Source organism: Streptomyces barringtoniae, assembly GCF_020819595.1.
Taxonomy (GTDB): Bacteria; Actinomycetota; Actinomycetes; order Streptomycetales; family Streptomycetaceae; genus Streptomyces; species Streptomyces barringtoniae.
In genome coordinates this window covers 37,666-61,459 of sequence record NZ_JAJHNP010000015.1, presented here as the reverse complement: position 1 = coordinate 61,459, position 23,794 = coordinate 37,666, and the positions used below count along the sequence as shown (strand labels likewise).

General features: G+C 70.7%; 21 protein-coding genes. 6 read left to right on the top strand and 15 right to left on the bottom strand.

All coding sequences use genetic code 11. The features are described from left to right. The first annotated feature begins 206 nt into the window (after positions 1-206). The gene (locus LMU33_RS25950; protein ID WP_228623010.1) at positions 207-869 is read left to right on the top strand and encodes a bifunctional DNA primase/polymerase; all 663 of its coding nucleotides are present in this window, start codon (positions 207-209) and stop codon (positions 867-869) included. Between the two features lie 730 nt (positions 870-1,599). On the opposite strand, the gene ftsY is transcribed toward LMU33_RS25950, so the two are convergent. Further along, entirely contained in the window at positions 1,600-2,802 is a 1,203-nt protein-coding gene (gene ftsY / locus LMU33_RS25940; RefSeq protein WP_228623009.1) for a signal recognition particle-docking protein FtsY, read from the bottom strand. Positions 2,803-2,974: 172 nt separating this feature from the next. On the opposite strand from ftsY, the gene LMU33_RS25935 reads away from it, so the two are divergent. Continuing rightward, complete coding sequence (locus tag LMU33_RS25935) at positions 2,975-4,426, top strand: cytosine permease (protein ID WP_228623008.1); 1,452 nt, start codon at positions 2,975-2,977, stop codon at positions 4,424-4,426. 6 nt (positions 4,427-4,432) lie between these two features. On the opposite strand, the gene LMU33_RS25930 is transcribed toward LMU33_RS25935, so the two are convergent. Further along, the gene (locus LMU33_RS25930; protein WP_228623007.1) at positions 4,433-4,633 is read right to left on the bottom strand and encodes a hypothetical protein; all 201 of its coding nucleotides are present in this window, start codon (positions 4,631-4,633) and stop codon (positions 4,433-4,435) included. Between the two features lie 92 nt (positions 4,634-4,725). Between LMU33_RS25930 and LMU33_RS25925 the strand changes: the two genes are divergently transcribed. Then, on the top strand, positions 4,726-5,697 hold the full coding sequence (locus LMU33_RS25925; protein WP_228623006.1) for an LLM class flavin-dependent oxidoreductase: 972 nt from the start codon (positions 4,726-4,728) through the stop codon (positions 5,695-5,697). Between the two features lie 172 nt (positions 5,698-5,869). Continuing rightward, positions 5,870-6,019 carry a hypothetical protein gene (locus tag LMU33_RS25920; protein ID WP_228623005.1) on the top strand — a complete coding sequence of 50 codons (150 nt, stop codon included), beginning with the start codon at positions 5,870-5,872 and terminating at the stop codon, positions 6,017-6,019. A 116-nt stretch (positions 6,020-6,135) separates the two neighbouring features. On the opposite strand, the gene LMU33_RS25915 is transcribed toward LMU33_RS25920, so the two are convergent. The 4 genes from LMU33_RS25915 to LMU33_RS25900 form a co-directional block, all read right to left on the bottom strand. Continuing rightward, positions 6,136-7,554, bottom strand: coding sequence for a sugar porter family MFS transporter (locus LMU33_RS25915; RefSeq protein ID WP_228623004.1), 1,419 nt, complete (start codon positions 7,552-7,554; stop codon positions 6,136-6,138). 203 nt (positions 7,555-7,757) lie between these two features. Further along, positions 7,758-11,372: a chromosome segregation protein SMC gene (smc, locus tag LMU33_RS25910; protein ID WP_228623003.1), complete on the bottom strand. Its 3,615-nt coding sequence runs from the start codon at positions 11,370-11,372 to the stop codon at positions 7,758-7,760. 243 nt (positions 11,373-11,615) lie between these two features. After that, positions 11,616-11,819 carry a hypothetical protein gene (locus LMU33_RS25905; RefSeq protein WP_061925742.1) on the bottom strand — a complete coding sequence of 68 codons (204 nt, stop codon included), beginning with the start codon at positions 11,817-11,819 and terminating at the stop codon, positions 11,616-11,618. 381 nt (positions 11,820-12,200) lie between these two features. Then, positions 12,201-12,482 (bottom strand): acylphosphatase, encoded by a 282-nt coding sequence (locus LMU33_RS25900; protein WP_228623002.1) that lies wholly within the window; start codon positions 12,480-12,482, stop codon positions 12,201-12,203. Between the two features lie 646 nt (positions 12,483-13,128). Between LMU33_RS25900 and LMU33_RS25895 the strand changes: the two genes are divergently transcribed. Then, on the top strand, positions 13,129-14,202 hold the full coding sequence (locus LMU33_RS25895) for a CAP domain-containing protein (RefSeq protein ID WP_372478056.1): 1,074 nt from the start codon (positions 13,129-13,131) through the stop codon (positions 14,200-14,202). Positions 14,203-14,290: 88 nt separating this feature from the next. Here LMU33_RS25895 and LMU33_RS25890 read toward each other — a convergent pair whose 3' ends face one another. After that, on the bottom strand, positions 14,291-14,872 hold the full coding sequence (locus LMU33_RS25890) for a flavodoxin family protein (protein WP_228623001.1): 582 nt from the start codon (positions 14,870-14,872) through the stop codon (positions 14,291-14,293). 105 nt (positions 14,873-14,977) lie between these two features. Here LMU33_RS25890 and LMU33_RS25885 point away from each other — a divergent pair, with 105 nt between their 5' ends. Beyond that, positions 14,978-15,385 carry a winged helix-turn-helix transcriptional regulator gene (locus LMU33_RS25885; RefSeq protein ID WP_228623000.1) on the top strand — a complete coding sequence of 136 codons (408 nt, stop codon included), beginning with the start codon at positions 14,978-14,980 and terminating at the stop codon, positions 15,383-15,385. On the opposite strand, the gene mutM is transcribed toward LMU33_RS25885, so the two are convergent. The 8 genes from mutM to LMU33_RS25845 form a co-directional block, all read right to left on the bottom strand. Then, positions 15,358-16,218, bottom strand: coding sequence for a bifunctional DNA-formamidopyrimidine glycosylase/DNA-(apurinic or apyrimidinic site) lyase (gene mutM / locus LMU33_RS25880; RefSeq protein WP_228622999.1), 861 nt, complete (start codon positions 16,216-16,218; stop codon positions 15,358-15,360). The genes LMU33_RS25885 and mutM overlap by 28 nt on opposite strands. Before the next feature lie 84 nt (positions 16,219-16,302). Further along, positions 16,303-17,211, bottom strand: a complete 909-nt coding sequence (gene rnc / locus LMU33_RS25875; RefSeq protein WP_228622998.1) for a ribonuclease III — start codon at positions 17,209-17,211, stop codon at positions 16,303-16,305. An 8-nt stretch (positions 17,212-17,219) separates the two neighbouring features. Further along, positions 17,220-17,393 carry a 50S ribosomal protein L32 gene (gene rpmF, locus LMU33_RS25870; protein WP_003951102.1) on the bottom strand — a complete coding sequence of 58 codons (174 nt, stop codon included), beginning with the start codon at positions 17,391-17,393 and terminating at the stop codon, positions 17,220-17,222. A gap of 2 nt (positions 17,394-17,395) precedes the next feature. Then, on the bottom strand, positions 17,396-18,040 hold the full coding sequence (locus LMU33_RS25865; protein ID WP_228622997.1) for a YceD family protein: 645 nt from the start codon (positions 18,038-18,040) through the stop codon (positions 17,396-17,398). Between the two features lie 128 nt (positions 18,041-18,168). Next, positions 18,169-19,254: a F0F1 ATP synthase subunit B gene (locus tag LMU33_RS25860; RefSeq protein ID WP_228622996.1), complete on the bottom strand. Its 1,086-nt coding sequence runs from the start codon at positions 19,252-19,254 to the stop codon at positions 18,169-18,171. A gap of 66 nt (positions 19,255-19,320) precedes the next feature. Beyond that, positions 19,321-19,800 carry a pantetheine-phosphate adenylyltransferase gene (coaD, locus tag LMU33_RS25855; protein WP_055704332.1) on the bottom strand — a complete coding sequence of 160 codons (480 nt, stop codon included), beginning with the start codon at positions 19,798-19,800 and terminating at the stop codon, positions 19,321-19,323. A gap of 26 nt (positions 19,801-19,826) precedes the next feature. Continuing rightward, on the bottom strand, positions 19,827-20,414 hold the full coding sequence (rsmD, locus tag LMU33_RS25850) for a 16S rRNA (guanine(966)-N(2))-methyltransferase RsmD (RefSeq protein WP_228622995.1): 588 nt from the start codon (positions 20,412-20,414) through the stop codon (positions 19,827-19,829). A gap of 110 nt (positions 20,415-20,524) precedes the next feature. Then, entirely contained in the window at positions 20,525-23,764 is a 3,240-nt protein-coding gene (locus tag LMU33_RS25845) for a helicase-related protein (RefSeq protein WP_228622994.1), read from the bottom strand. Between the last annotated feature and the right edge of the window lie 30 nt (positions 23,765-23,794).

Sequence of the window (23,794 nt, the reverse complement as noted above, 5' to 3'; positions counted from 1 at the left end):
GTACGCGATTCACTTGACATAGGACGGCCGGAAGTGGGCGGAGTGATGCGCACGGGGGCGCGAACACCCCGATGCGCCACCCGTTGCACCTCAAGGCGCCGCCTTCGCCTCGCACCGAACGGGGAAGGCGGAGCCGTAGCGTTACGTTCCGCTTCCGTCTCGTTCCGTGTCGTAACCACCGGCGCGCTGGACCCGTTGGAGGGGGCATGGGCTTCACGATCGGCGGCATTCGCGAGATCCGCTCCGGCACGCGCCGGCGCGGCCGTTCGTCGGATTGCACCGCCGTCGCCGAGTTCACCGGGCTCTGGGGCTGGGACGTGGTGCCCGGAGCGCGGGCCGCGGCGGGCGTCTGCTCGTGCGGACACGCCGACTGCCCGGCGCCGGGCGCGCATCCGCTGGACTTCGCGCCCCCCGTGCCGGCCGGGGCCACGCTGGACGAGGCGAGCAAGGCCTGGTCGGAGTTCCCGGGCGCCGCGGTGATGCTGCCGGTGGGCCGGGCGTTCGACGTGATCGAGGTCTCCGAGGCCGCCGGCCGCCGCGCCCTGGCCCGCCTGGAGCGGATGGGACTCCCCCTCGGTCCGGTGACCGCGACCCCGGACGGCCGCGCCCACTTCTTCGTCGCGCCCGGCGCCGCCGTCGAGCTGCCCCGGCTGCTCTACCGCATGGGCTGGGACGACCCCTCGGCCCTGGACCTGCGCGGCCTCGGCCCCGGTACGCACATCACCGCCCCGCCCTCCGACCGCGGCGGCCTGGGCCCGGCACGCTGGCTGCGCCCGCCCGCGCTGGACTCGGCGACCCGGCCTCCGGCGGCACGGCTGCTGCTGGGGACACTGGCATATGTGGCGCACCGGTCGCGGGCACGGACGTAATCGGCCGCACGCGCACCGGCAGGGCGAAGCGCCCGACCCCAACTGCACCTTGGGGCCGGGCGCTTCTTGCGGGCCACCGAATCCGGTAACCGCCCAGCCACACGTCCGCCCACGCCTCCGACGCGACCTCGCCGACTACGCCCGACGCGACGCCACAACAGCCCACGGCGCACGCCCACGAACGCCTACGGCACGACCTCGATCCGACCCACCGGCCGCGCCCGACGCGAAGACAGAGCCGCCTGCGGCACACGCCCACCAACACCCACCGCACGCCGCCAACCCGACCCACCGCCTACGCCCGACCCAACGACAAAGCCGCCTGCGGCACACGCCCACCAACACCTACCGCCCGACCCCAACCCGGCCACCGACCGCGCCCGGGCCGCACCCGACCCACGACACGGCCACCCACGCCGCGCCTCCACCAGCACCCCCGACGCAACCTGACCCGGCCCACCAACCGCACCCACCCGCGCCCCACCCGACGGCTGCCGCTGGGGACATCGGCGTCTGTGGCGCACGGTCGCGGGCGCGGGCGTGATCCGGGCCGTCAGGCACGGCAACCATCACCGGGCAGGCACAGCAACCATCCGTTCAGGCACCGCGACGGCGAGCGACCGCGTCCGCGAGGGCGGGGCCGGATCGGGCGCAGAAAGAGGCAGCGCCCGTCCCCACTGGACCTTGGGGCGGGCGCTCCTCGAAAGCACTGGGTAAATCTGCTGGGCCTTCAGTCACCGATCAGCGCGTCCACGAACGCCTCCGGCTCGAACGGTGCCAGATCGTCCGCGCCCTCGCCGAGGCCGACCAGCTTGACCGGTACGCCCAGCTCGCGCTGGACCGCGACGACGATGCCGCCCTTGGCCGTGCCGTCCAGCTTGGTCAGCACGATGCCGGTGATGTCCACGACCTCCGCGAAGACGCGGGCCTGGACCAGGCCGTTCTGGCCGGTGGTCGCGTCGAGGACGAGCAGCACCTCGTCGAGCGGCGCGTGCTTCTCCACGACCCGCTTGACCTTGCCGAGCTCGTCCATGAGGCCGGTCTTGGTGTGCAGGCGGCCGGCGGTGTCGATGAGGACGACGTCGACCCCCATCTCCTTGCCTTCCTTGACCGCGTCGAAGGCCACGGAGGCGGGGTCCCCGGCCTCCGGTCCGCGCACGGTGTAGGCGCCGACCCGCTCGCCCCAGGTCTGCAGCTGGTCGGCGGCGGCGGCGCGGAAGGTGTCGGCGGCGCCCAGGACGACGGTGCGGCCGTCGGCCACGAGCACGCGCGCGAGCTTGCCGGTGGTGGTGGTCTTGCCGGTGCCGTTGACACCGACGACCATCACGATGCCGGGCTTGCGGTCCTCGGGCTCGGTCTTGACGGTGCGGTCGAAGTCCGTGCCGACGACCTTGAGCAGTTCCTCGCGCAGCAGGTTGCGAAGCTCCGCGGGGGTGCGGGTGCCGAGCACCTTCACGCGCTCGCGCAGGCTCTCGACCAACTCCTGGGTGGGCTGCACGCCGACGTCGGCGGTGAGCAGCGTGTCCTCGATCTCCTCCCAGGTCTCGTCGTCCAGGTGCTCACGCGAGAGCAGCGTGAGCAGGCCCTTGCCGAGGGCGGTCTGGGAGCGGGACAGGCGGGCGCGCAGGCGGACCAGCCGGCCCGCGGTGGGCTCCGGGATCTCGATCTCGGGAGCCTCGACAGCGGGAGGCTCCTCCACGACGACCGGGGCGGGGCCGCCGGGGAGATCCACCTCCTCGATGGTCCGGCGCGGTTCTTCGCGCGGCGTCTCGGCCTCTTCGCCGACGTGCGGCTCGGCCGGGGGCGCGGTGATGTCGGGCGTCTTCGGGGGCGGCGGAGGCAGCGGCTTCTTGCGCCGGGTGCCGACCAGCAGCCCGCCGAGCGCCGCGAGCACGACGACGGCGATGACTACAGCAAGGATGACGGTTTCCATAACGGGTCCAGTATCAGCCATGGGTTGTCACGGAAGGCTGTTTGTGTCTTCCTCTGAGAGACAAACGCCACTTAATACGAGGACTCGGAGCAAAGTACGATGGTGGCGACTCGGTCGACGCGCGTAGAGTCCCGACCGTCCCCTGTCCCCCCACGTCTGGTGCCCCTTTTTCATGAGCAAAACCGTCGAGACCGAAGGCGCTCTCGAGACCCGAGGTATCGAGCAGGTCCCGGATCACGAGCGCACCGCCAAGACCCGTGAGCTGTTCCCCACCTGGGTCGGCGCCAACATCAGCGTGCTGCTGCTGACGATGGGCGCGAGCCTCGTCGTGGCGTACCACCTGAACATCTGGCAGGCGCTCGTCGTCGCGGCGGCGGCGCCGCTCGTGTCGTACGGCCTGGTCGGTCTGATCGGTATCGCGGGCAAGCGCGGTGGCGCGCCCGGCATGGCGCTCTCGCGTGCGGTCTTCGGCCAGCGCGGCAACCTGCTGCCCGGTTCGCTGATCTGGGTCGCGCGCTGGGGCTGGGAGACGATCAACGCGGTCACCGGCGCCTACGCGATGCTGACCATCCTGGACATCGTGTTCGGGCTGAAGGCCAACAGCGTGCTGGACATGGTGATGCTGCTGGTGTTCGTCGTCGCGACCTTCGCGATCTCGGGCCTCGGCATCAACGCCGTGCAGAAGTGCAACAAGTACGCCACGTACCTCTTCGGCGTCTTCTCGGTGCTGGTCCTGGTCTACCTGGCGGCGAACACCGACTGGTCGAAGGTGATGCACCACGGCGGGGGCTCGACGGCCGCGGTGATCACCGGCGTCGGCATGATCGCGGCCGGCGGTGTCAGCTGGATCCCGTCCGCGCCGGACTTCACCCGCTACCTCCCCCGCACGGCGTCCTCGAAGGCGATCGTCGGTACGGCGGTGGGCGGTGCCGGCATCGTCGTCCTGCCCATGGTCCTGATGGGCGCGGTGATGGCGGTGTCCACGCCGGACCTGGCCTCGGCCACCGACCCGGTGTCCTTCCTCGGCGAGATCCTGCCGACGTGGATCGCGGTGCCGTACCTGTTCATCGCGCTGATCGGCATGCTGCTGATCAACTCGATGTCGATGTACTCGGCGGGCTTCACCGCGCAGACCCTGGGTTTCAAGGTGCCGCGGCACTGGGCGGTCTCGGTCAACGCCGTGATCTCGCTGGTCTTCGGCGGTGTGCTGATGCTGGTGGCGACGAGCTTCATGGGCTCGTTCATCGCCTTCCTGTCGCTGCTGGCGGTCGCCTTCTCCGCCTGGGTGGGCGTCTTCGGCGCGGACATGCTGCGCCGCACCGAGTACGACGGCCGCGCCATGACGGACACCACCCGCACCAGCGCCTACTGGTACAAGGGCGGCTTCTCCCCCGCGGCCGTGGCCTCCTGGGCGATCGGCCTGGTGTCGGGCCTGATGTTCACGACCTCGGACTGGTTCACCGGCCCGCTCGCGAAGAACAACGTCATCGGCGAGTACGGCCTCGGCTGGGTCGCCACGATCGTGATCTCGGGCCTGCTGTACCTGGCCCTGCCCAAGCCGGCGGTGACGAGGCCGGCCGAGGTCACCGAGCCGGCCGAGGAGCGCGCGACCGCCTCCGTGTGACGGGCCTCAGCCGGGCAGGCCGCTCTTGTGCAGGGCGGCACTCGCGCGGAATCGGAGGCGGCCGCAGCGGTCCCGGGTGTCCTGGTCCGCGTCGTCGGGGCAGCAGCAGTGGCCGGCCGACCACCGCAGGTCGGCAGGGTCGAGCCACAGCGCGACCCGGCTCCGGCCGGCCTCCGCCCGTGGATCGGTGGGTACGGCATCGGTCATCCCGCGTCTCTACCTCCCGCCTCTCCATGGCCATCTGACGCTACGTCAGCTACCGTCCCCCTCCACCGCATCGCACCGGAGGGGGACTTCCCATGCCCGTCACGGTCGTCCGTTTCAACCTCGTCGCTCCCGGCGCCACCCCGGCCGCCCTCTCCGCCCGCTACCGGGCCGCCCTGGAGATGGCCGCGTACGCGGACGAGCACGGGATCAGCACCGTGCAGACCGAGGAGCACCACGGCGCGGAAAACAACTGGCTGCCGTCGCCGTTCGCCTTCGCGGGCGCGGTGTTCGGGGCGACCCGCCGGATCGCGGTGACCGTGTCGGCGGTGATCGGCCCGCTGCACGACCCGCTGCGGCTGGCCGAGGAGATCGCCGTACTGGACCTGCTGAGCGGCGGACGGCTGGTGACGGTGGCCGGGATCGGCTACCGGCCCGAGGAGTACGCCCTGTTCGACGTCGACTTCGGACGCCGGGGCCGGCTCCAGGACGAGTTGCTTCAGACCCTGCTCGAGGCGTGGTCCGGCGAGGAGTTCACCTACCGGGGCCGCACGGTACGGCTCACCCCGCGCCCGTACACCGACCCGCACCCGCTCCTGCTGGTCGGCGGCTCCTCCAAGGCCGCCGCCCGCCGTGCCGCCCGCCTCGGTCTGCCGTTCTTCCCGAGCGCCCATCTGCCGGAGCTGGAGTCGTACTACAAGGAGAGGCTCACCGAGTACGGCACCGAGGGCTGGGTCATGATGCCGGCGGCCGAAACTCCCCTGCTGCACATCGCGGAGGACCCGGACCGGGCGTGGGCCAAGTACGGCGAGCACTTCCTGCACGAGGCGCGGACCTACGCCTCGTGGCAGTCGGGTGGGATCCGCTCGGCGGTGAAGTCGGCGGCCACGACGGCGGAGGAGTTGCGCGAGGAGGGTGTGTACCGCGTCCTCACCCCGGAGGAGTGCGTGGCACTGGGCGCCGACAGCCTCGTACTGCATCCGCTGGTGGGCGGTATGCCGCTGGAGGAGGGGTGGCGGAGCCTGCGGCTGTTCGCGGAGCGGGTGATTCCGGCACTGGGCGACTGACCTGCGGCGTCCATCCGGTGGTCCGGGCGGGTCATGCAACGACTCGGCGGGGTTCGAGTCCTGGCGGTGGAAGGTGTGGGATCGGAGGTGGTGCGCTCACTGGGCGCCCCTTACCTTCCCCTGCTCGACGGCGACTGGATGGAGGTCCCGGCCGAGGAGCTTCCCCGGTTCCTTGAGGGAGATCGCCCTGTTGCGCACCCATCGGGACACGATCTGCGCGGCGCTCGGGGAGCGTCCGTACGGGATCGAGAGCCGCCTGGACACCATCGAGGCGGCGACGCCACGGGCCCAGCGACTCGGAGCCCGCATTCTCGTCTGGTGACCGGCGCGTACGACACCGCCGCCCCCGGACCGGGCAGTGCCGGGCCGGGGGCGGCGGAAGGTACGAGGAGAGGGGCAGCGGGGACTTGGCCCTTCTCCCCGAGTTCACGGGGCTGGTCAGCCCATCTCCTCCAGCGTCTTGCCCTTCGTCTCCTTGACGAACTTCAGGACGAACGGGATCGAGAGCGCGGCGAAGACCGTGTAGATGATGTAGGTGCCGGAGAGGTTCCAGTCGGCCAGCGACGGGAAGCTCGCGGTGATGGCCCAGTTGGCGATCCACTGTGCCGAGGCGGCCACGCCCAGGGCGGCGGCGCGGATCTTGTTCGGGAACATCTCGCCGAGGAAGACCCAGACCACCACACCCCACGACAGGGCGAAGAAGAGGACGAAGACGTGGGCGGCGATCAGGGCGACCCAGCCCTGGGTGCTCGGGAGCTTGCCGTCGACGAGGTGGTACGAGAACGCCCAGGCCTCCAGCGCGAGACCGACGGCCATGCCGACCGAGCCGATGAGCGCGAGCGGCTTGCGGCCGACGCGGTCCACGAAGATCATCGCGATCACGGTGCCGATGATGTTGATGATCGACGTCGTGAAGGAGTAGAAGAACGAGTCCGTCGGGTCGACGCCCACCGACTGCCAGAGGGTGGAGGAGTAGTAGAACGCGACGTTGATGCCGACGAACTGCTGGAAGACCGACAGGCCGATACCGATCCAGACGATCGGCTTGAAGAAGAAGCCGCCGCCGAGCAGGTCCTTGAACGTGGACTTGTGCTCGCTCTTCATCGCGTGCTCGATCTCGGCGACGCGGGCGTCCATGTCGACGTCCTTGCCCTCGACCTCGGCGAGGATCTCCTTGGCACGCTCACGCTTGCCGACGGAGAGCAGGAAGCGCGGGGACTCGGGGATCGCGAAGGACAGCATGCCGTAGAGGACGGCCGGGACGACCATGACGCCGAGCATGACCTGCCAGGCCTCCAGGCCCATCAGGTGACCGCGCTGGTTGCCGCCGGCGGCGTTCAGCAGACCCCAGTTGACCAGCTGGGAGACGGCGATGCCGACCACGATCGCGGCCTGCTGGAAGGAACCGAGCCGGCCGCGGTAGGCGGGCGGGGCGACCTCGGCGATGTAGGCGGGGCCGATGACGGAGGCCATGCCGATGGCGAAGCCGCCGACGATGCGCCAGAAGGCGAAGTCCCACAGGGAGAAGGGCAGCGCGGAGCCGACAGCACTGACGACGAAGAGGAGCGCGGCGATCTGCATGACCCGGATGCGGCCGATCCGGTCGGCTATGCGGCCGGCGGTCGCGGCGCCGACGGCGCACCCGATCAGGGCGACGGCGATGACCTGGGCGAGGGCCGCGGAACCGATGTCGTACTTGGTGCGGATGGCCTCGACCGCGCCGTTGATCACGGAGCTGTCGTAACCGAAGAGGAAGCCGCCCATGGCGGCAGCCGCCGCGATGAAGATGACGTGCCCGAGATGCTCGGGCTGAGCCGTCCTGGCTCCTGACTGAGGTGCCTGCGCTGTGCTGGTCACGGGGTATCTCCTCGGGCCACGGCAACGCTGCCGCGGGTGGGGGCGAGCCCTTACAGGTGAGACCTGAAGGTAAAAGCAACGTTGCAGAGACTATGCCTTCAAGTTTCGAAGTCAATACTTCAACGGCTGTGAGTTTTTCGATGCACCCGAGGACTCTATGTTCACTTCTTGAACACAGAGTGAGTTGATCTTGATGACTGCGCTCAACGAAGGCGCTGGGAAATGACCTTCGAGACGCCATCACCCTGCATCGACACGCCGTAGAGCGCGTCGGCGACCTCCATGGTGCGCTTCTGGTGCGTGATCACGATCAGCTGCGAGGCCTCCTGCAGCTCCTGCATGATCCGGATCAGCCGCTGGAGGTTGGTGTCGTCCAGCGCCGCCTCGACCTCGTCCATGACGTAGAAGGGGCTCGGGCGTGCCTTGAAGATCGACACCAGCAGGGCCACCGCCGTCAGCGAGCGCTCGCCGCCCGACAGCAGGGACAGCCGCTTGACCTTCTTGCCCGGCGGGCGCGCCTCGACGTCCACGCCCGTGGTGAGCATGTTGTCGGGATCGGTCAGCACCAGACGGCCCTCACCGCCGGGGAAGAGCCTGCTGAAGACGCCCTCGAACTCGCGGGCGGTGTCCCGGTAGGCCTCGGTGAAGACCTGCTCGACGCGCTCGTCGACCTCCTTCACCACCTGCAGCAGGTCGGCGCGGGTCTTCTTCAGGTCCTCCAGCTGCTCGCTGAGGAACTTGTGGCGCTCCTCCAGCGCCGCGAACTCCTCGAGCGCCAGCGGGTTGACCTTGCCGAGCTGCTGGTACGCCCGCTCGGCGGCCTTGAGCCGCCGCTCCTGTTCGGCGCGGTGGAAGGGCCTGGGCTGGTTGCGCGGATGCTCGGGGTCCTCGGGCAGCACCTCGCCGTCGGCGGGGGGCGAGGGCGGCACGGGCTGGTGCGGGCCGTACTCGGCCACCAGCCCCTCCGGCTCGACACCCAGCTCCTCCAGCGCCTTGGCCTCCAGCTGCTCTATCCGCAGCCGCTTCTCGGCGCCGAGTACCTCGCCGCGGTGCACCGAATCCGTCAACTTGTCGAGTTCGGCCTTCAGTTCGCGTCCGGCGGTGCGCGCGGCGGTCAGCTCCTGCTCGCGCTGCGCCTTGGCGGCCTCGGCGGCGGCGCGCTCCTGCTCGGCGCGGGCGAGGGAGACCTCGATGTGTGCGAGCAGCTGCCGGGTGCCGGAGGCGACCGCTTCCGCCACGGCCGCCTCGTGCCGCAGCCGGGCGCGGCGCTGCTCGGCACGCGCGCGTGCCTCGCGTTCCGCGCGGGCGGCCCGGTCGAGCGAGTCGGCCCGCCCGGCGAGCCCCTTGACCCGCTCCTCGTGGGTACGGACCTGGAGCCGGGCCTCCATCTCGGTCTGCCGGGCGTTGGCGCCGTCGGCGGCGAGCCGGTCGCGTACGGAGGTGTCCGGCTCGTCCTCGACCGGCATCTCCTCGGCCACGGCGAGCCGCTCGGCCAGCTCCTCGGCCTCCTGTACGGCCTTCTCCAGCGCCTCCTGCGCGCGTGCGGCGGCCGCGGCGGACCGTTCGGCCTCGCCCGCCGCCCCCCGCGCCTGCCCGGCGAGCCGGCCGAGCTGCTGGGCGACGGCCGACTTCTCCCGGTCTGCCGCGCGACGCCGCTCCGCGAGTTCCTCCACCAGGGTGGCGGCCTCGGTGCGCCGTTCGGCTGCCGCCCGCTGCTCCTGGGCCAGCGCCTCGCAGCGCACCGCCAGGTCGGCCAGCTCGGCCGCGGCCTCGTCCACGGAGGCCTGTACCTCCAGCAGGCTGGGGGCGCCGGCCGAGCCGCCGTGGGCGAAGTGGGCACCGAGGAGGTCGCCCTCGGCGGTGACGGCGGTGAGTTCCGGGTGCGCGTAGACGAGGTCCTCGGCGTCCTCCAGGGTGCCGACGACGACGATTCCCTGCAGGAGGCGGTGGACGGCGGGCATGAGGTCGGCGGGGCCGCGGACGAGTTCGGCGGCGAGGAGGGGGGCGCCGGGCCCTGGGGTGTCCGCGGGTTCAACGTGGCCGGGCGCGCCCACGCGGCGGAGCCGCGTGATGTCCCGCCCCGCGTCCCTTCCGGGCGCTTCCCCCGCCAGCAACAGTGCCGCTCGGCCGCCGTCCTGTTTGCGCAGCAGGCGGATCGCCTCGGCTGCCGCTGCCGGGGTCGTCACGGCGATCGCGTCCGCCGCCGCGCCGAAGGCCGCGGCGAGCGGCACCTCGTAGCCGGGGGTGACCGTCAGCAATTGCGCCGCCGGGCCCAGGACCCCGGTGAGGCGGTCGCGAGCGCCGAGGAGTATGCCGGTGCCGTCCTTGCGGCGCAGGCCCAGCGCCAGCGCCTCGTGGCGGGCCTGGGTCGCGGCACGGGTGCGCTCGGCGGTGGTGAGTGCCTCGCGGGCCGCGCTCAGGGCGGCCTCGGACGCGGTGAGCCGGCGCCTGGCGGATTCGTGCTGTTCGGCCAGGTCCGCGTCGTCGGCGTCGAGGCCGTCCACCTCGGCCTTCAGGGCCTCGTACTCCTCCTGGGCGCGCACCGCGCGGTCCTGTGCCTCGTCTCGGGCGGTGGCCAGGCGGTCGATCTCGGCCTGGGCCGAGGCCGCTCGGGAGCGGGCCGCGTTGACCTGGCCGGACAGCCGGGCCAGGCCCTCGCGGCGGTCGGCGATGGCGCGGGCGACGTCCTTCAGCCGGCGTTCCTCCAGCGCGAGCTCCCGCTCCAGTTCGGCGCGGTGGGCGACCGTGTCGTCGAGGGCACGCTGGGCCGCCTCCAGGGCCGCCTCCAGCTCGGCCTCCTGCTCACGGATCCGGGCGGCCTCGCGCTCCATGTCCTCGGGGTCGCGGCCGCGCCGCTCCTCGGGGGGCGCGGAGGTGGCGCTCTTCACCCGGGCGTCGGCGAGCGAGACGGTGCCGCGGACGCGCTCGGCCAGCTGGGAGAGCTCGTACCAGGTCTGCTGGGCGCGCTGGAGGCGCGGCGTGAGCTGCCGTACCTCGTCCTCCAGGAGCCCCTCGCGGTGCAGGGCCTTCTTCAGTTCCCGCTCGGCCGCCTCCTTGCGCTCCTTCAGGGCCGCCTCGTCCGCGATCTCGGCCTTCAGCGCCTGGCGCAGGCGTACGAGGTCGTCGGCGAGGAGTCGCAGGCGTGCGTCGCGCAGGTCCGCCTGGATCACGGCGGCCCGTCTCGCCACCGCCGCCTGGCGGCCCAGCGGCTTCAACTGGCGGCGCAGTTCGTCGGTCAGGTCCTGCACGCGCGCGAGGTTGGCCTGCATCGCGTCCAGCTTGCGCAGGGCCTTCTCCTTGCGCTTGCGGTGCTTGAGGACACCGGCCGCCTCTTCGATGAAGGCGCGGCGGCCCATCGGATCGGCGTGCAGGACGGAGTCGAGCTGGCCCTGGCCGACGATGACGTGCATCTCCCGGCCGATGCCGGAGTCGGAGAGGAGTTCCTGGATGTCCAGGAGGCGGCAGGTGTCGCCGTTGATCTGGTACTCGCTGCCGCCGTTGCGGAACATGATCCGCGTGATGGTGACCTCGGCGTACTCGATGGGCAGCGCGCCGTCGGAGTTGTCGATGGTCAGGGACACCTCGGCGCGGCCCAGCGGGGGGCGGCCGGTGGTGCCGGCGAAGATGACGTCCTCCATCTTGCCGCCGCGCAGCGACTTGGCGCCCTGTTCGCCCATGACCCAGCTGAGCGCGTCCACGACATTGGACTTGCCCGAGCCGTTCGGGCCGACGACACACGTGATGCCCGGCTCGAACCGGAGCGTGGTCGCCGAGGCGAACGACTTGAACCCGCGGAGGGTCAGGGCCTTGAGGTGCACGCCGCTGGACTCTACCGGGCGCCGCTATCTCACTCCACGAACACTCGCAACCCCACGGTTTCGCCATTGAACATGCAGGGCAGACCGTACGTTAAAGAAGGTGAAAGGATGCGGGGGCAAAGAAAGAAGGGACGCCGAAGCGTCCCTTGCAACTCTGACGGCCGGGTTACGGTCGTCCGATCAACTGAGCGGTTGATACGGCAGCCAGATCGCTGCGACTGCTGTCGTGGAGCGATGCAGTGATCAGGTGAGCGCAGGCTCCGCCTGGTGTGCGTCGATGCTCTCCATGATCCTGTCCTGAGAGGCGGCAGCCGCCAGCGCTTCGTTCTCCGCCTGGATCCTAACGAGCTCGGACTCCAGGTCCTGGACACGCTGCTGCAGCCGTCGCATCTCGGCGAGGAGTCGAGGGTCGGAGCCGCCGACGTAACCGAGAAGCGCCTTTGCCATGATGGATGGTCCTCCACAATGAGTGACCGACCGATGCGGTGTGGGTCGTGAGGGATTGCACCCGCGGTGCTTGGCACATCCGGGTGTTGCTCTGCTGCTGCTCCATGCCAAACAGCTAAGGTGCGCGGGGCTTTCAGCGTCTCACCAAAAAGTTTGACGGTCAACACGATCACGCCCTGTATTGGCGGGCAAACCGGGGCGCGCGGCCGGAAAAACGGCGGCGCAGCGAGTCATCCGGGGCCTTCAGGGCGTGACGATCAGCTGTTCCTGCGGAGCCTGCCATGCCGGGCCGTTCTTGGCAACCACCAGGTCGTTTCTGCTGTGCGCATGTGCCCCCGGCAGCTCCCCGTGCGCCTGCCTGCGCGCCTTTACAGAACCGGCTCAGCGAATGGCGAAGCCGTCGTAGCCGCCGCGGGGTGTGTCCCAGATCTCGGTGACTCCGTCCACATGTCCGGGCGTGTCGTCGCCCTGGAGCCACTCCAGCAGTCCCTCGCAGCCCTCGCGCGCCCCCTCCGCGACGACCTGGACGCGACCGTCGGCCAAATTGAGAGCAAAACCACTCAGGCCCCCGATCTCCAGCGCCTTGGCACGCGTGAACCAGCGGAAACCCACGCCCTGCACGCGTCCACGCACCCAGGCGACCAGCCGTACATCCTCGCTCATGGGTGCAACCTAACCGGCCGGTGTCGCGCGGGACACATCGCCCGTCGGCGGCATGCGGTACCGTCCCGAGCCAATGCATCTCATATGAAACTCACTCGATCGGGTGAGTCGGGTTGGCCATGGAGAGTCACTCGCCGCGCAGGCACCGGCCGACCGCGAGGACGAGGAAGAGGGCAAGGGCATGGGCCGCCACCGACGCTCCGCCGCCGGCCGCGCCGCCAAGGGCCGCGCCACGGGGGTCACACACACGCAGCGCTCCCTCCCCGGGAGCGGCACCCCGCAGGACTCGTTCGCGGGTGAGGCCTGGCAGGACTTGGACACCGTGGGCACCCGGCAGGGCTCGTACCCGGGTGGCGCCTGGCAGGGCTCGTACCCAGGCGGCAGCCTGCGGAACTCGTACCCGGGTGGCGGCCGGCAGGACCCGTACACCGGTGGCCTCGGGCAGGACCCGTACACGACCGGCCTCCGGCAGGATCCGTACCCGGGTGGCGCCCGGGAGCCGTACCCGGGTGGCGCCCGGCAGGCCTCGTACCCAGGCGGCGCCCTGCGGAACTCGTATCCAGGCGGCCGACAGGACTCGTATCCAGGTTGGGCCCGGCAGGACCCGTATCCGGGTGGCGGCCGGCGGGAGTCGTACCCGGGTGAGATCGTCCGGCGCGAGCGGACGGAGCTCGTCCGGCGTGAACAGGCGCCCCGGGGCATCGCGCCGTACCTGAACCCCGAGGCCCACACCCCGGCGACCGGTCTGCAGCCACTGGCCTATGCCGAGGCGACCGCCAAGGCGCACGCCTATCTGTTCTCGGCCGAGGACGACGGCCCGGGCGGCCCGGGGGGCGGCGGCTTCACCCTGGCCGGCGACTCCTCCCCCGGCCACCGGCGCCGGAAGAAGGGCGCGAGGCCGGTGCGCGCGGGCCTGCTCGGGGTGTCCGTGGCCGTGGCCCTCGGTACGGCCGCCGTGGCCACCGGTGTGGTGCCGGGTCTGCAGAACTTCCGGCTCGGGGGCGTCACGCACACCACCGGCGCCGACCGGGTGCAGGTGGTGGACACGCCGAGCAACACGGCCGCCGAGCAGGGCGGCACCTGGGGCAGCGCCGACAGCCCCGTGGGCGGCGCCGGCCCGGGCTCCGGGCCTTCGCAGCCCCCGAGCCCGTCCGCCTCCGCGTCGCAACCGGCGTCGGCGTCGGCCTCCCCCACGCCCACTGCCTCCACGCCCACCCCGTCGAAGTCGGCGACCGCGACGCCGACCCCGCAGGCGACGCCGGACGGCAAGCCGACGAGCACCCCGTCGAGCACGGCGTCCAAGGCGCCGAGGACGAGTGCCGCACCGGCGGCGGTGGCCACGGCCAACGCCACCGAGGCGGAGGTGCTGAAGCTCGTCAACGAGGAGCGGGCGAAGGTCGGCTGCAGCGCGCTGACCGTGAACTCCTCGCTGACCAGGCTGGCCGAGTCGTTCAGCGACGACATGGCGGCGCGGGACTTCTTCGACCACACCGACCCGGACGGCAAGACGCCGTGGGACCGGGCCGCGGCGGCGGGGATAACCGGCCTCGGCGGCGAGAACATCGCGCGCGGCCAGGCCGACGCGGCGGCTGTGATGCAGGCCTGGATGGACAGCCCCGGCCACCGCGCCAACATCCTGAACTGCGACTTCAAGACCCTCGGCGTCGGCGTCCACTTCGGGCCGGGCGGGCCTTGGTGGACGCAGGACTTCGGGTACTGAGACGGTCCGGGCGAAGGTGCCGCGTACGGCGATGCCCTCGCGCCCGCCGGCGGTCGGCGGTCCTCCGCCCTGAACCGTCACCGAGCCCTCAGGCCGCGCGCCCCCGCGTGAACACGTCGGCCGTCCGGGCGATCCGGCGTCCCAGGTGCTCGGCCGTGGCTATGTCGGCCTTGTGGACGCCCTCGGGACCCTCGTCGTTGTTGCTCTGGGCGGCGGCGCCGGAGAAGAAGCCGAGGCGGTTGAGGTCGTTCTCGGAAGCGGTACTGGCGTTCCAGCCCGGGTGCAGGCCGAGGTTGACCCAGGTCATGCCGTGCTGGGCGGCGAGCGTCTGGAAGAACTGCAGGGTGTGCAGCTTGTCGCCGCTCTTGGACGCCGAGTTGGTGAAGCCGGCGGCCAGCTTGTCCTTCCAGTCCTGGCCGAACCAGCGCTTGGAGGTCGCCTCGGCGAAGACGTGGAAGGCACCGGAGGCGGTGCCCATGTAGGTGGGCGAGCCGAAGACGATCGCGTCGGAGCGGTCCAGCGTCTCCCACTGCTCGTCGGTGATCTCGTCGACCTTGATCAGGTGCACCTCGGCACCCGCGCCGGCGGCACCGGCACGGACGGCCTCGGCGAGGACGGCGGTGTGGCCGAAGCCGGAGTGGTAGGCGATGGAAACGACAGGGGTGGTCACAAAGACTCCTCGAATGGGCAGCTCGGAAGCAGTGACCCAAGGAAAGCACTAACCATCAGTTAGTGCAACCTGGTGGTTAGCGCTGTGCGGGCGTATCCTTGTGCCATGACCGCCGGTACGAGTGCCACCACCCAGGACCACGACGACCTCGCCTACGACGTCTTCGCCAAGGCCTGCCCGTCGCGCGGCACGCTGGAGCACGTCACGGGCCGCTGGGGCGGACTGACGCTGGGCGCGCTGTACGAGGGCTCGCTGCGCTTCAACGAGCTGCGCCGCCGCGTGGACGGCGTGAGCGAGAAGATGCTGTCCCAGACGCTGCACGCGCTGGAGCGCGACGGCCTGGTGCACCGCGAGGCGCAGCCGACCAACCCGCCGCGCGTGGACTACCGGCTGACTCCCCTGGGCCGGCAGGTGGCCGAGCGGCTGCTGGCGCTCATCCACTGCGTGGAGGACGCCATGGACGACGTCCTCGCGGCACGGGAGCGTTACGACGAGACGCGCGGCGCCCTCTGACACTTCGGGCAGAAGTAGCTGGAACGGTTCATCCAGGGACGGCGGCGGATCGGGGTGCCGCACCGCCTGCAGGGCTCGCCCTCGCGGCCGTACGCGTCCAGGGACCGGTCGAAGTAGCCCGACTCGCCGTTGACGTTGACGTACAGGCTGTCGAAGCTGGTGCCGCCCACGGCGAGGGCGGCGTTCATCACGTCCCGGATGTGACCGAGGAGTTCGGTCGTGACGGGACGGGTGAAGTTCGCCGTCGGGCGCTCGTAGTGGATGCGGGCGCGCCACAGCGCCTCGTCCGCGTAGATGTTGCCGACGCCGCTGATCAGCGACTGGTCCAGCAGGGCCCGCTTGATGGTGGTCCGCTTGCGGCGCAGCGCCAGGTGGAACGCCTCGTCCTCGAACAGCTCGTCGAGGGGGTCACGGGCGATGTGCGCGATGACGTCGGGCAGGCCGCCGGGGGTGTTGTCGTGCAACGACAGCCCGCCGAAGGTGCGTTGGTCGACGAAGCGGAGTTCGGTGCCGAGGGAGTCGGCGAACCGGATCCGGATGCGCAGGTGCTTCTCGTCGGGTGCCTCGTGCGGCTGCACCAGCAGCTGGCCGCTCATGCCGAGGTGGGCGAGCACGGACTGGTTCGTCTCCTCCAACGGCAGCCACAGGTACTTGCCTCGGCGGCTGGGCATGCCGATGTGGTGTCCCTTGAGCCGGTGCGCGAAGTCGTCGGCGCCCGCGATGTGCCGGCGCACGGCGCGCGGATGCAGCACCTCGACCTCGGCGACGGTGCGGTGGGCGACCCAGCGCGCGAGACCGCGCCGTACGACCTCGACCTCGGGCAACTCGGGCATCGGGACCCCCCGTACGAAGCGGTGGACGAGCGGAGCGCCCGCCCCGTCGGGAACGGCGGGGCGGGCGCTCGGTACTGCTGTGGGTCAGGCGGGAGCGGACGACGGGTCGCCGTCCTTGGCGGCGGCTTGTCCGGCTGCCGGATCACCGCCCTCGGCAGCGGCCTCCTTGGCCGCCCTGACCGCCTCGGCGTCCGCGGCGGCCGCTTCCTTGGCCGCCTTGGCGCGCTCGTCCGCGGCGGCCTTGATGGCCCGCCAGGCGGACTCGGCGGCCTGCTGCTCCGCCTCCTTCTTGCTGCGGCCGGTGCCGGTGCCGTACGAGACGCCTCCGACGCGGGCAGCAGCAGTGAAGGTCTTCTCGTGGTCGGGACCGGTCTCCGTGACGAGGTACTCGGGCACGCCGAGCCCCTCGATCGCGGTGAGCTCCTGGAGACTGGTCTTCCAGTCCAGGCCGGCACCGAGGTTCGAGGACTTCTCGATCAGCGGGTCGAAGAGCCGGTGCACCAGCTCGGACGCCGAGTCGAGGCCCTGATCGAGATAGACCGCGCCGATCACCGCTTCCAGGGTGTCGGCGAGGATGGACGCCTTGTCCCGGCCGCCCGTGCCCTCTTCACCGCGGCCGAGCCGGATGAAGGAGCCCAGGTCGAGGCCGCGGCCGACCTCCGCCAGCGCACGCGAGTTGACCACCGCGGCCCGCAGCTTGGCCAGCTGGCCTTCGGGCAGGTCGGGGTGGGTGCGGTACAGCGTGTCCGTGACGACGAGTCCGAGGACGGAGTCACCGAGGAACTCCAGCCGCTCGTTCGTCGGCAGACCGCCGTTCTCGTACGCGTAGGAACGGTGGGTCAGCGCGCGCACCAGAAGGGCGGACTCGACCTTGTAGCCGAGCCGCCCTTCCAGAAGCGTGTGGGACGAGGCCTGGTTGTCCGCCTTCTTCTTGGCGGGTGCGTCCGCCTTGGCGTCTTCCGCCTTCTTGGGACTGGACACAGTGCCTCTCACCAGCCCACTCAGACTTCGAGGACCTGGCGCTTGTTGTAGGTGCCGCAAGACGGGCACGCGATGTGCTGCTGCTTGGGCTCGTGGCAGCGCTCGCACGCAACCAGGGTGGGGACCGCAGCCTTCCACTGCGACCGGCGGTGGCGCGTGTTGCTGCGCGACATCTTCCGCTTCGGAACAGCCACGGCTACTTCTCCTGCTTCTCGTCGACGCCCGCTTCGGCGCCGCTCATCTCGTCCTTCTCGCCGTCTTCGAGTGAACCGGCGAGTCCCTGCAATGCCGCCCAACGGATGTCGACGGCGTCGTGGTGGTGGTCCGGGTCGTCCGCGAGCCGCGCTCCGCACTCGGAGCACAGGCCCGGGCAGTCTTCCTGGCACACCGGCTGCATCGGCAGTGCGAGCACCACCGCATCGCGCAGCAGAGGTTCGAGGTCGAAGAGTCCGTCCTCGAGGAAGAACCTGTCCTCGTCGTCCTCGGCGTCGTCGCCCGGTTCCGCGATCACGCGGCCCCGGTCGTCGGCGTCAGGGTACGAGAACAGTTCCTGGAAGTCCGCTTCGAGCTCCAGCCCGACCGGCTCCAGACACCTTACGCACTCCCCCTCGGCCTGTGCACGGGCGGTGCCTGTGACGAGCACCCCTTCCATGACCGACTCGAGCCGGAGTTCGAGCTCCACCGGGGCGCCTTCCGGCACTCCGATCACTCCCTGGATGCCGAGATCGGCGGGAGCGTCGATCGTGCGGGTCAGGCGCTGCAGCGCGCCAGGACGCCGACCCAGCTCGTGCGTGTCGAACACGAGGGGGTTGCGGTGGTCGAGGCGGGCGTTGGAGGCCATTCCTGCTTTCGATCTTCGAGCTCGGAGGGCCGCCGCCCGTCGATGTCGAGGGCAGCGGTGATCGCGGACGTACGCGCGACCGAAGAGCCAGGATACTGGACCTTTCGCTCAGGGCCCAATCCGGTGCCTCACTGCAGCCCGCGCCCCTGCTCGTACGCCCGCAGCTGCTCCGCGCTGATCATGCCCGTGTCGAAGAGGCTGGTCTCGTCCAGGGCGTACCCCTGCTGCTGGGCGTGCTGGGGCTGCTGGGCGTGCTGGTGGTCGTAGGCGGCCTGCTGGGGGTCGTAGGAGCCCTGGTAGGCCGCGTACGGGTCGGCCTGCTGGTAGCCGTACGGGTCCTGCTGGCCGTAGGCGGGCTGCTGCGGGAAGCCCCCGTAGGGGTCGGGCTGCTGCTGCTGCTCGTACGACGCGTAGGCCGGCTGCGGGTCGTACGACGGCTGCTGCGGCTGCTGCGGCTGCTGCTGCCGGTCCGGGCGCTCGGCCGGGGTGTCCTGCTCGGCGAGGGCGGCGAGGTCGGCGAGGTAGTCGGCGTCGCTGGAGTGCTGGAAGGTCGTGGTGTCGTCGGCGAGGGCGCCGAGGTCGTCCGTGGCGATCCGGCCGTGCAGCTTCTGCCGGCCGCGGCCGACGGCCTCCAGGGTCTTGGCGAGGACCGCCTCGAAGGCGCCCAGCTTGACGTCGACGTACTGGTCGGCGTTGTGGCGCAGGGTCTCCGGGTCGTGGCTGCGCTCGGGGGCGTCCTCGTCCTCGTAGCCGTTCTCGTCCAGGCCGGGGCCCGTGCCGAGCAGTTTCTCCCGGCCCCTGCCCACCGAGCCGAGGGTCTTGGTGAGGACGACCTCGAAGTTGGCGAGCTTGGAGTCGACGTAGTCGTCGGCCTCGGCGCGGACCTCCTCGGCCTCCTTGCGGGCCTCGGCGAGGATCCGGTCGGCCTCGGCCTGGGAGCGGCGGGCGATCTCGGTGTCGGAGATCAGCGAGCCGCGCTCGGCATGCGCGTTCGAGATGATCCGCTCGGCCTCCTGACGGGCCTGCTCGACCATCTGCTCACGGTCGCCGATCAGCTCCTGCGCCTGCGCGAGGGAGCCGGGCAGGGCCTGGCGCACCTCCTCCAGCATCGCGAGCAGCTCGGCGCGGTTGATCACGCAGGACGCCGACATGGGCATGGACCGGGCGCCGGAGACCGCGGAGACGATCTCGTCGAGCTTCTTCTGCACGTCCACCTGTGCTCGCCACTCTCTACAGCCGGGATGGAGACGGACGGGACGACTGTAGTCCCATCGGTCCCATCAGACCTTGCGCAGGCGTTTGTTCAGGGCCTCGAGCACCGGGGCCGGCACCAGGTGGGAGACGTCGCCGCCCCAGGCCGCGACCTCCTTGACCAGCGAGGAGGAGAGGAAGCTGTAGGTGGGGTTGGTGGGCACGAAAAGGGTTTCGACGCCGGTGAGGCCGATGTTCATCTGGGCCATCTGCAGCTCGTAGTCGAAGTCGCTGACGGCGCGCAGGCCCTTGACGATGGCGGGGATGTCGCGCTGCTTGCAGAAGTCGACGAGGAGGCCGTGGAAGGCCTCGACGCGGACGTTGGCGTAGTCGGCGGTGACCTCGCGGATCAGCTCGATCCGCTCCTCGATCTCGAACAGGCCCTTCTTGGACTTGTTGATCATCACCGCGACGTAGACCTCGTCGTACAGGCGGGAGGCTCGGGCAATGATGTCGAGATGTCCGTTGGTGATCGGGTCGAACGACCCGGGACAGACGGCGCGGCGCACTTGTGATCCCTCGCTCTCCGGTCCGGTCATCGTGCGTCTTCGCACGTAGAGGCGGCGCGACCGTACCAAAACGTTCCCTCGCCGTAGCGACGGGACCTGATCGCCTCGAAGCCGTCCGGCCAACGGAATTCGCCGCCTCTGGTGCTGCGCTCCACGGTGACGAGCGCTTGCTCAGCGAGCCAGCCTTCCGAGTGGAGTGTGAGCAGAATCTCGCGAAGATCGTGATCTGTGACGACGTACGGGGGGTCGAGGAAGACGAGGTCGTACGGCGCGGCGGGGGGTGCGGTTCGGATCACTTGTTCCGCTTTGCCCGATCGCACCTCGGCGCCGGGGAGGCCGAGGTTCCTGACGTTCTCGCGGACCGTTCTGGCTGCGCGGGCGTCCGCTTCGACGAGGAGCGTGTGGCTCGCGCCCCGGGAGAGGGCCTCCAGGCCTACCGCGCCCGAGCCGGCGTAGAGGTCGAGGACTCGTTCCCCGTCCAGGGGGCCGCCCAGGAGGGACTGCCAGGTGGAGAAGAGACCTTCGCGGGCGCGATCCGATGTCGGCCGGGTTCCGGTGCCGGGGGGTACTGCGAGGCGCCGTCCGCCGGCCCTGCCGGCGATCACGCGGGTCATGTGGGGTCCTTCTTCGTGGGCGGATTTACGTTCATTGTGGCCGGTCGCGCCCACGCGGCGGTAGCCGCAGGCGGAGCACGGCCCCGCGCCTGACTCGGGGCGCCGCCGCCTCAGCCCTTTTCCAGGTACTGCTCCCTTTCCTCGTCCAGCAGGGCGTCCAGCGCCGTACGGAGACCCGGCAGCCGCTCCAGCTCGGGATCGGCGGTCACGAGGGCCGTCGCCTCCTCCCTCGCCTCCGCGATGACCTCCTCGTCCTCGATGACCGCGAGGACGCGCAAGGAGGATCGGGCGCCGGACTGGGCCTGGCCGAGGACGTCGCCCTCGCGGCGCTGTTCGAGGTCGATGCGGGAGAGCTCGAAGCCGTCGAGGGTGGCGGCGACGGCGTTCAGGCGCTGGCGGGCCGGGCTGGCCTCGGGCATCTCGGTGACCAGGAGGCACAGGCCGGGGGCCGATCCCCGGCCGACGCGGCCGCGGAGCTGGTGGAGCTGGGAGACGCCGAAGCGGTCGGCGTCCATGATGACCATCGCCGTGGCGTTGGGGACGTTCACACCGACCTCGATGACCGTGGTGGCGACCAGGACGTCCGTCTCGCCGGCCGCGAAGCGGCGCATCACCGCGTCCTTGTCGTCCGGGTTCATACGGCCGTGGAGGACCTCCACCTTCAGGCCCTGCAGGGGGCCGCGGCCCAGTTGGTCGGCGACGTCCAGGACCGCGAGCGGCGGGCGCTTCTCCGCCTCGTCCTCGGGGGACTTCTGCTGGGCCTTCTTCCGGTCGGCCGCCTCGTCGACGTCGTCGCCGATGCGGGGGCAGACGACGTACGCCTGGTGGCCGCCTGCGACCTCCTCGCGGACCCGCTCCCAGGCGCGGGCGAGGAAGTGGGGCTTGTCGGCGGCCGGGACCACGTGGCTGGCGATCGGGGAGCGGCCGGCGGGGAGCTGGTCGAGGACGGAGGTCTCCAGGTCGCCGAAGACCGTCATGGCGACCGTGCGCGGAATCGGGGTGGCCGTCATGACCAGAAGGTGCGGGGGCTGCTTGCCCTTGCCGCGCAGGGCGTCGCGCTGTTCGACGCCGAAGCGGTGCTGCTCGTCGACGACGACCAGGCCGAGGTCGTGGAACTGGACCTTGTCCTCGATCAGGGCGTGGGTGCCGATGACGATGCCGGCCTCGCCGGTGACCAGGTCGAGCAGGGCCTGGCGGCGGGCGGCGGCGCCCATGGAGCCGGTGAGCAGGACGACCTTGGTGGCGTGCTCCGCGCCGCCCAGCATGCCTCCCTCGGCCAGCTCGCCCATCATCTCGGTGACCGAGCGGTGGTGCTGCTGGGCGAGCACCTCGGTGGGCGCCAGCATGGCCGCCTGACCGCCCGCGTCGACCACGGCGAGCATGGCGCGCAGGGCGACCATCGTGTTGTGGGTCACCGTGAAGTTGTCGGTGACGTAGGCGTGGCTCGGGTGGACAACACTGATGCACTGGACCGGCTTTCGCCCCACGTACTCGACCGCGCGAATTCCGCGTCGGAACGTGTCGTAGTTCGGCCGGGGTCGGACACGGGCGGCCTTACGGGGCAGACGGAATGGAGCGTATTCGTCGGGCAGCGCCACTGACACGTCGAAGGCATCGCGCTTCGGCAGGACGCGCGCACGGCCGCCGAGCGAACGTACGAGCCAGGCGACGTCGTCAGCGAGCCTGCGCGAAGCGGAACAGAGCGAAACACTCATGCCATCGGCGTGAACAGTTCCATCGGTGTCCAGAAGCCCTTGCAGCAATGCATGACGGTTCTTGATCGACGTGTTCTTGAAGTCGTCGGGAACGAATTTCCCATGCGACGTCTTGCCCCACAGGTTCAGGTCTCGCAGTGTTTGGATCACCGGATTGCGGACCCCGCCGACGCGTTGTGTGAGCTGGATCGTGTAGTCGCAGCGGGAGTCCTTCACAGGCACCAGTCGGCATCCCGGCGCCACGGCGGCCTCCACGGCATCTCGGATCTCGTCGTCGATCGTGGAGAGACGCAGGTTGTGGCGGAACGAGCCGTCTCCGAGGAGAAGGCCGAACAGGTAGGGATCCATCGGCAGACCGGAGTCGCCTCCGAGGTCGACGGGGGCTGCTGCGGGGATGTACCACTTCGAGGATCCGTTTGCCTCGAACATGTCCAGGCGAATGTCCCGGGTCGTCATGACCTTGGGCTTCTCACCCCGATGCCACCCGCAGCTCGTGCCGACGATCCAGAGATGTTCGTCGTCGCACTCCACGGAACTTCCATCGGAAAGGACCAAACGCCAGACGTCGCGTTCTCCTTGCGGAAAGACACCGTCGATCAGGGCCACCTCCCCGTCCGGCACGATGACCTCGTCCCCTGCCTTCAAGTCGCCCATGCAACGGAAACCGGCGGGTGTGAGGACGAGCGAGTCCAGTGGCTGAGCCTTGCCCGATCCCACCTCGCCCTGGAGCAGGCGGTGCATCGGGTGTTCCGTGGCGAGGTCGTCGAAGATCTCCTTGGAGACCTTCTGCTGGCCGTCGGTGAGGGTGAAGGGCAGGCGGTCGTCGAAGGCCGCGAGGAGGCCGTCGGGCCTCGGCCGGCGGGGGACGGCCGGGAGCTGGGTGTCCGCGTGGCGGCGGCGGGCCAGGGCGACCTGCAGGACGAAGGCCTCGTCCCACTTCAGGCGGGCGCGGGCGTCGCCGATGTCCGCCTTGGTGTGCGGGCGGTGGATCTTGAGCAGGGCCTCGGGGAGCGGGATCAGGCCACGGCCCTCGCGCAGGGACGGCGGGAGGGGGTCCAGGGCTTCCTGGGCGGTGGGCAGCACCGTCTGCACCGCCTTGCCGATCTTCCAGGACTCCAGTTTGGCGGTGGCCGGGTAGATGGGGATCAGGGCGCCGGCCCAGCTCTCCACCGTCTCGTCACTGTCGCCCCGCAGCAACTCGTAGGCCGGGTGGGCCAGTTGGAGACGGCGGTTGAAGACCGAGACCTTTCCGGCGAACATCGCGCGGGTGCCCGGCAGCAGCTCCTTGTGGGGCTTGTGGACGCCGTTGCCGAAGAAGACCAGCTGGAGCCGGCCGCTGCCGTCGGTGATCGTGACCTCCAGGCGCTGGCCCTTGCCGCGGGGGGCCTTGGCGGAGGCGAAGCTGTGCAGGCGCGCGTCGGCGACCTGGGCGACCACCGTGACGTGCTCGTCCATGGGGAGGTCGGCGAGTCGGGTGAGCTGGCCGCGCTCCTCGTATCTGCGCGGGTAGTGGTGGAGGAGGTCGCCGACGGTGTGCAGGCCGAGGTGCTCGGCCATCACCTTCGCGGTGGCGGGGCCGAGCACCGACTTCAGCGGCTGCTTCAGTGGTTCTTGCAGTGCGGGCACGAGATCCATTGCACACCACGGCACTGACAATGCGGGGAA

Excerpts from the sequence above, each read along its gene's own strand:
- LMU33_RS25950 (WP_228623010.1), top strand. The coding sequence starts at position 207 with ATGGGCTTCACGATCGGCGGCATTCGCGAGATCCGCTCCGGCACGCGC.
- ftsY (WP_228623009.1), bottom strand. The coding sequence starts at position 2,802 with ATGGAAACCGTCATCCTTGCTGTAGTCATCGCCGTCGTCGTGCTCGCG.
- LMU33_RS25935 (WP_228623008.1), top strand. The coding sequence starts at position 2,975 with ATGAGCAAAACCGTCGAGACCGAAGGCGCTCTCGAGACCCGAGGTATC.
- LMU33_RS25930 (WP_228623007.1), bottom strand. The coding sequence starts at position 4,633 with ATGACCGATGCCGTACCCACCGATCCACGGGCGGAGGCCGGCCGGAGC.
- LMU33_RS25925 (WP_228623006.1), top strand. The coding sequence starts at position 4,726 with ATGCCCGTCACGGTCGTCCGTTTCAACCTCGTCGCTCCCGGCGCCACC.
- LMU33_RS25905 (WP_061925742.1), bottom strand. The coding sequence starts at position 11,819 with ATGGCAAAGGCGCTTCTCGGTTACGTCGGCGGCTCCGACCCTCGACTC.
- LMU33_RS25900 (WP_228623002.1), bottom strand. The coding sequence starts at position 12,482 with ATGAGCGAGGATGTACGGCTGGTCGCCTGGGTGCGTGGACGCGTGCAG.
- LMU33_RS25885 (WP_228623000.1), top strand. The coding sequence starts at position 14,978 with ATGACCGCCGGTACGAGTGCCACCACCCAGGACCACGACGACCTCGCC.
- mutM (WP_228622999.1), bottom strand. The coding sequence starts at position 16,218 with ATGCCCGAGTTGCCCGAGGTCGAGGTCGTACGGCGCGGTCTCGCGCGC.
- LMU33_RS25865 (WP_228622997.1), bottom strand. The coding sequence starts at position 18,040 with ATGGCCTCCAACGCCCGCCTCGACCACCGCAACCCCCTCGTGTTCGAC.
- rsmD (WP_228622995.1), bottom strand. The coding sequence starts at position 20,414 with ATGACCCGCGTGATCGCCGGCAGGGCCGGCGGACGGCGCCTCGCAGTA.
- LMU33_RS25845 (WP_228622994.1), bottom strand. The coding sequence starts at position 23,764 with ATGGATCTCGTGCCCGCACTGCAAGAACCACTGAAGCAGCCGCTGAAG.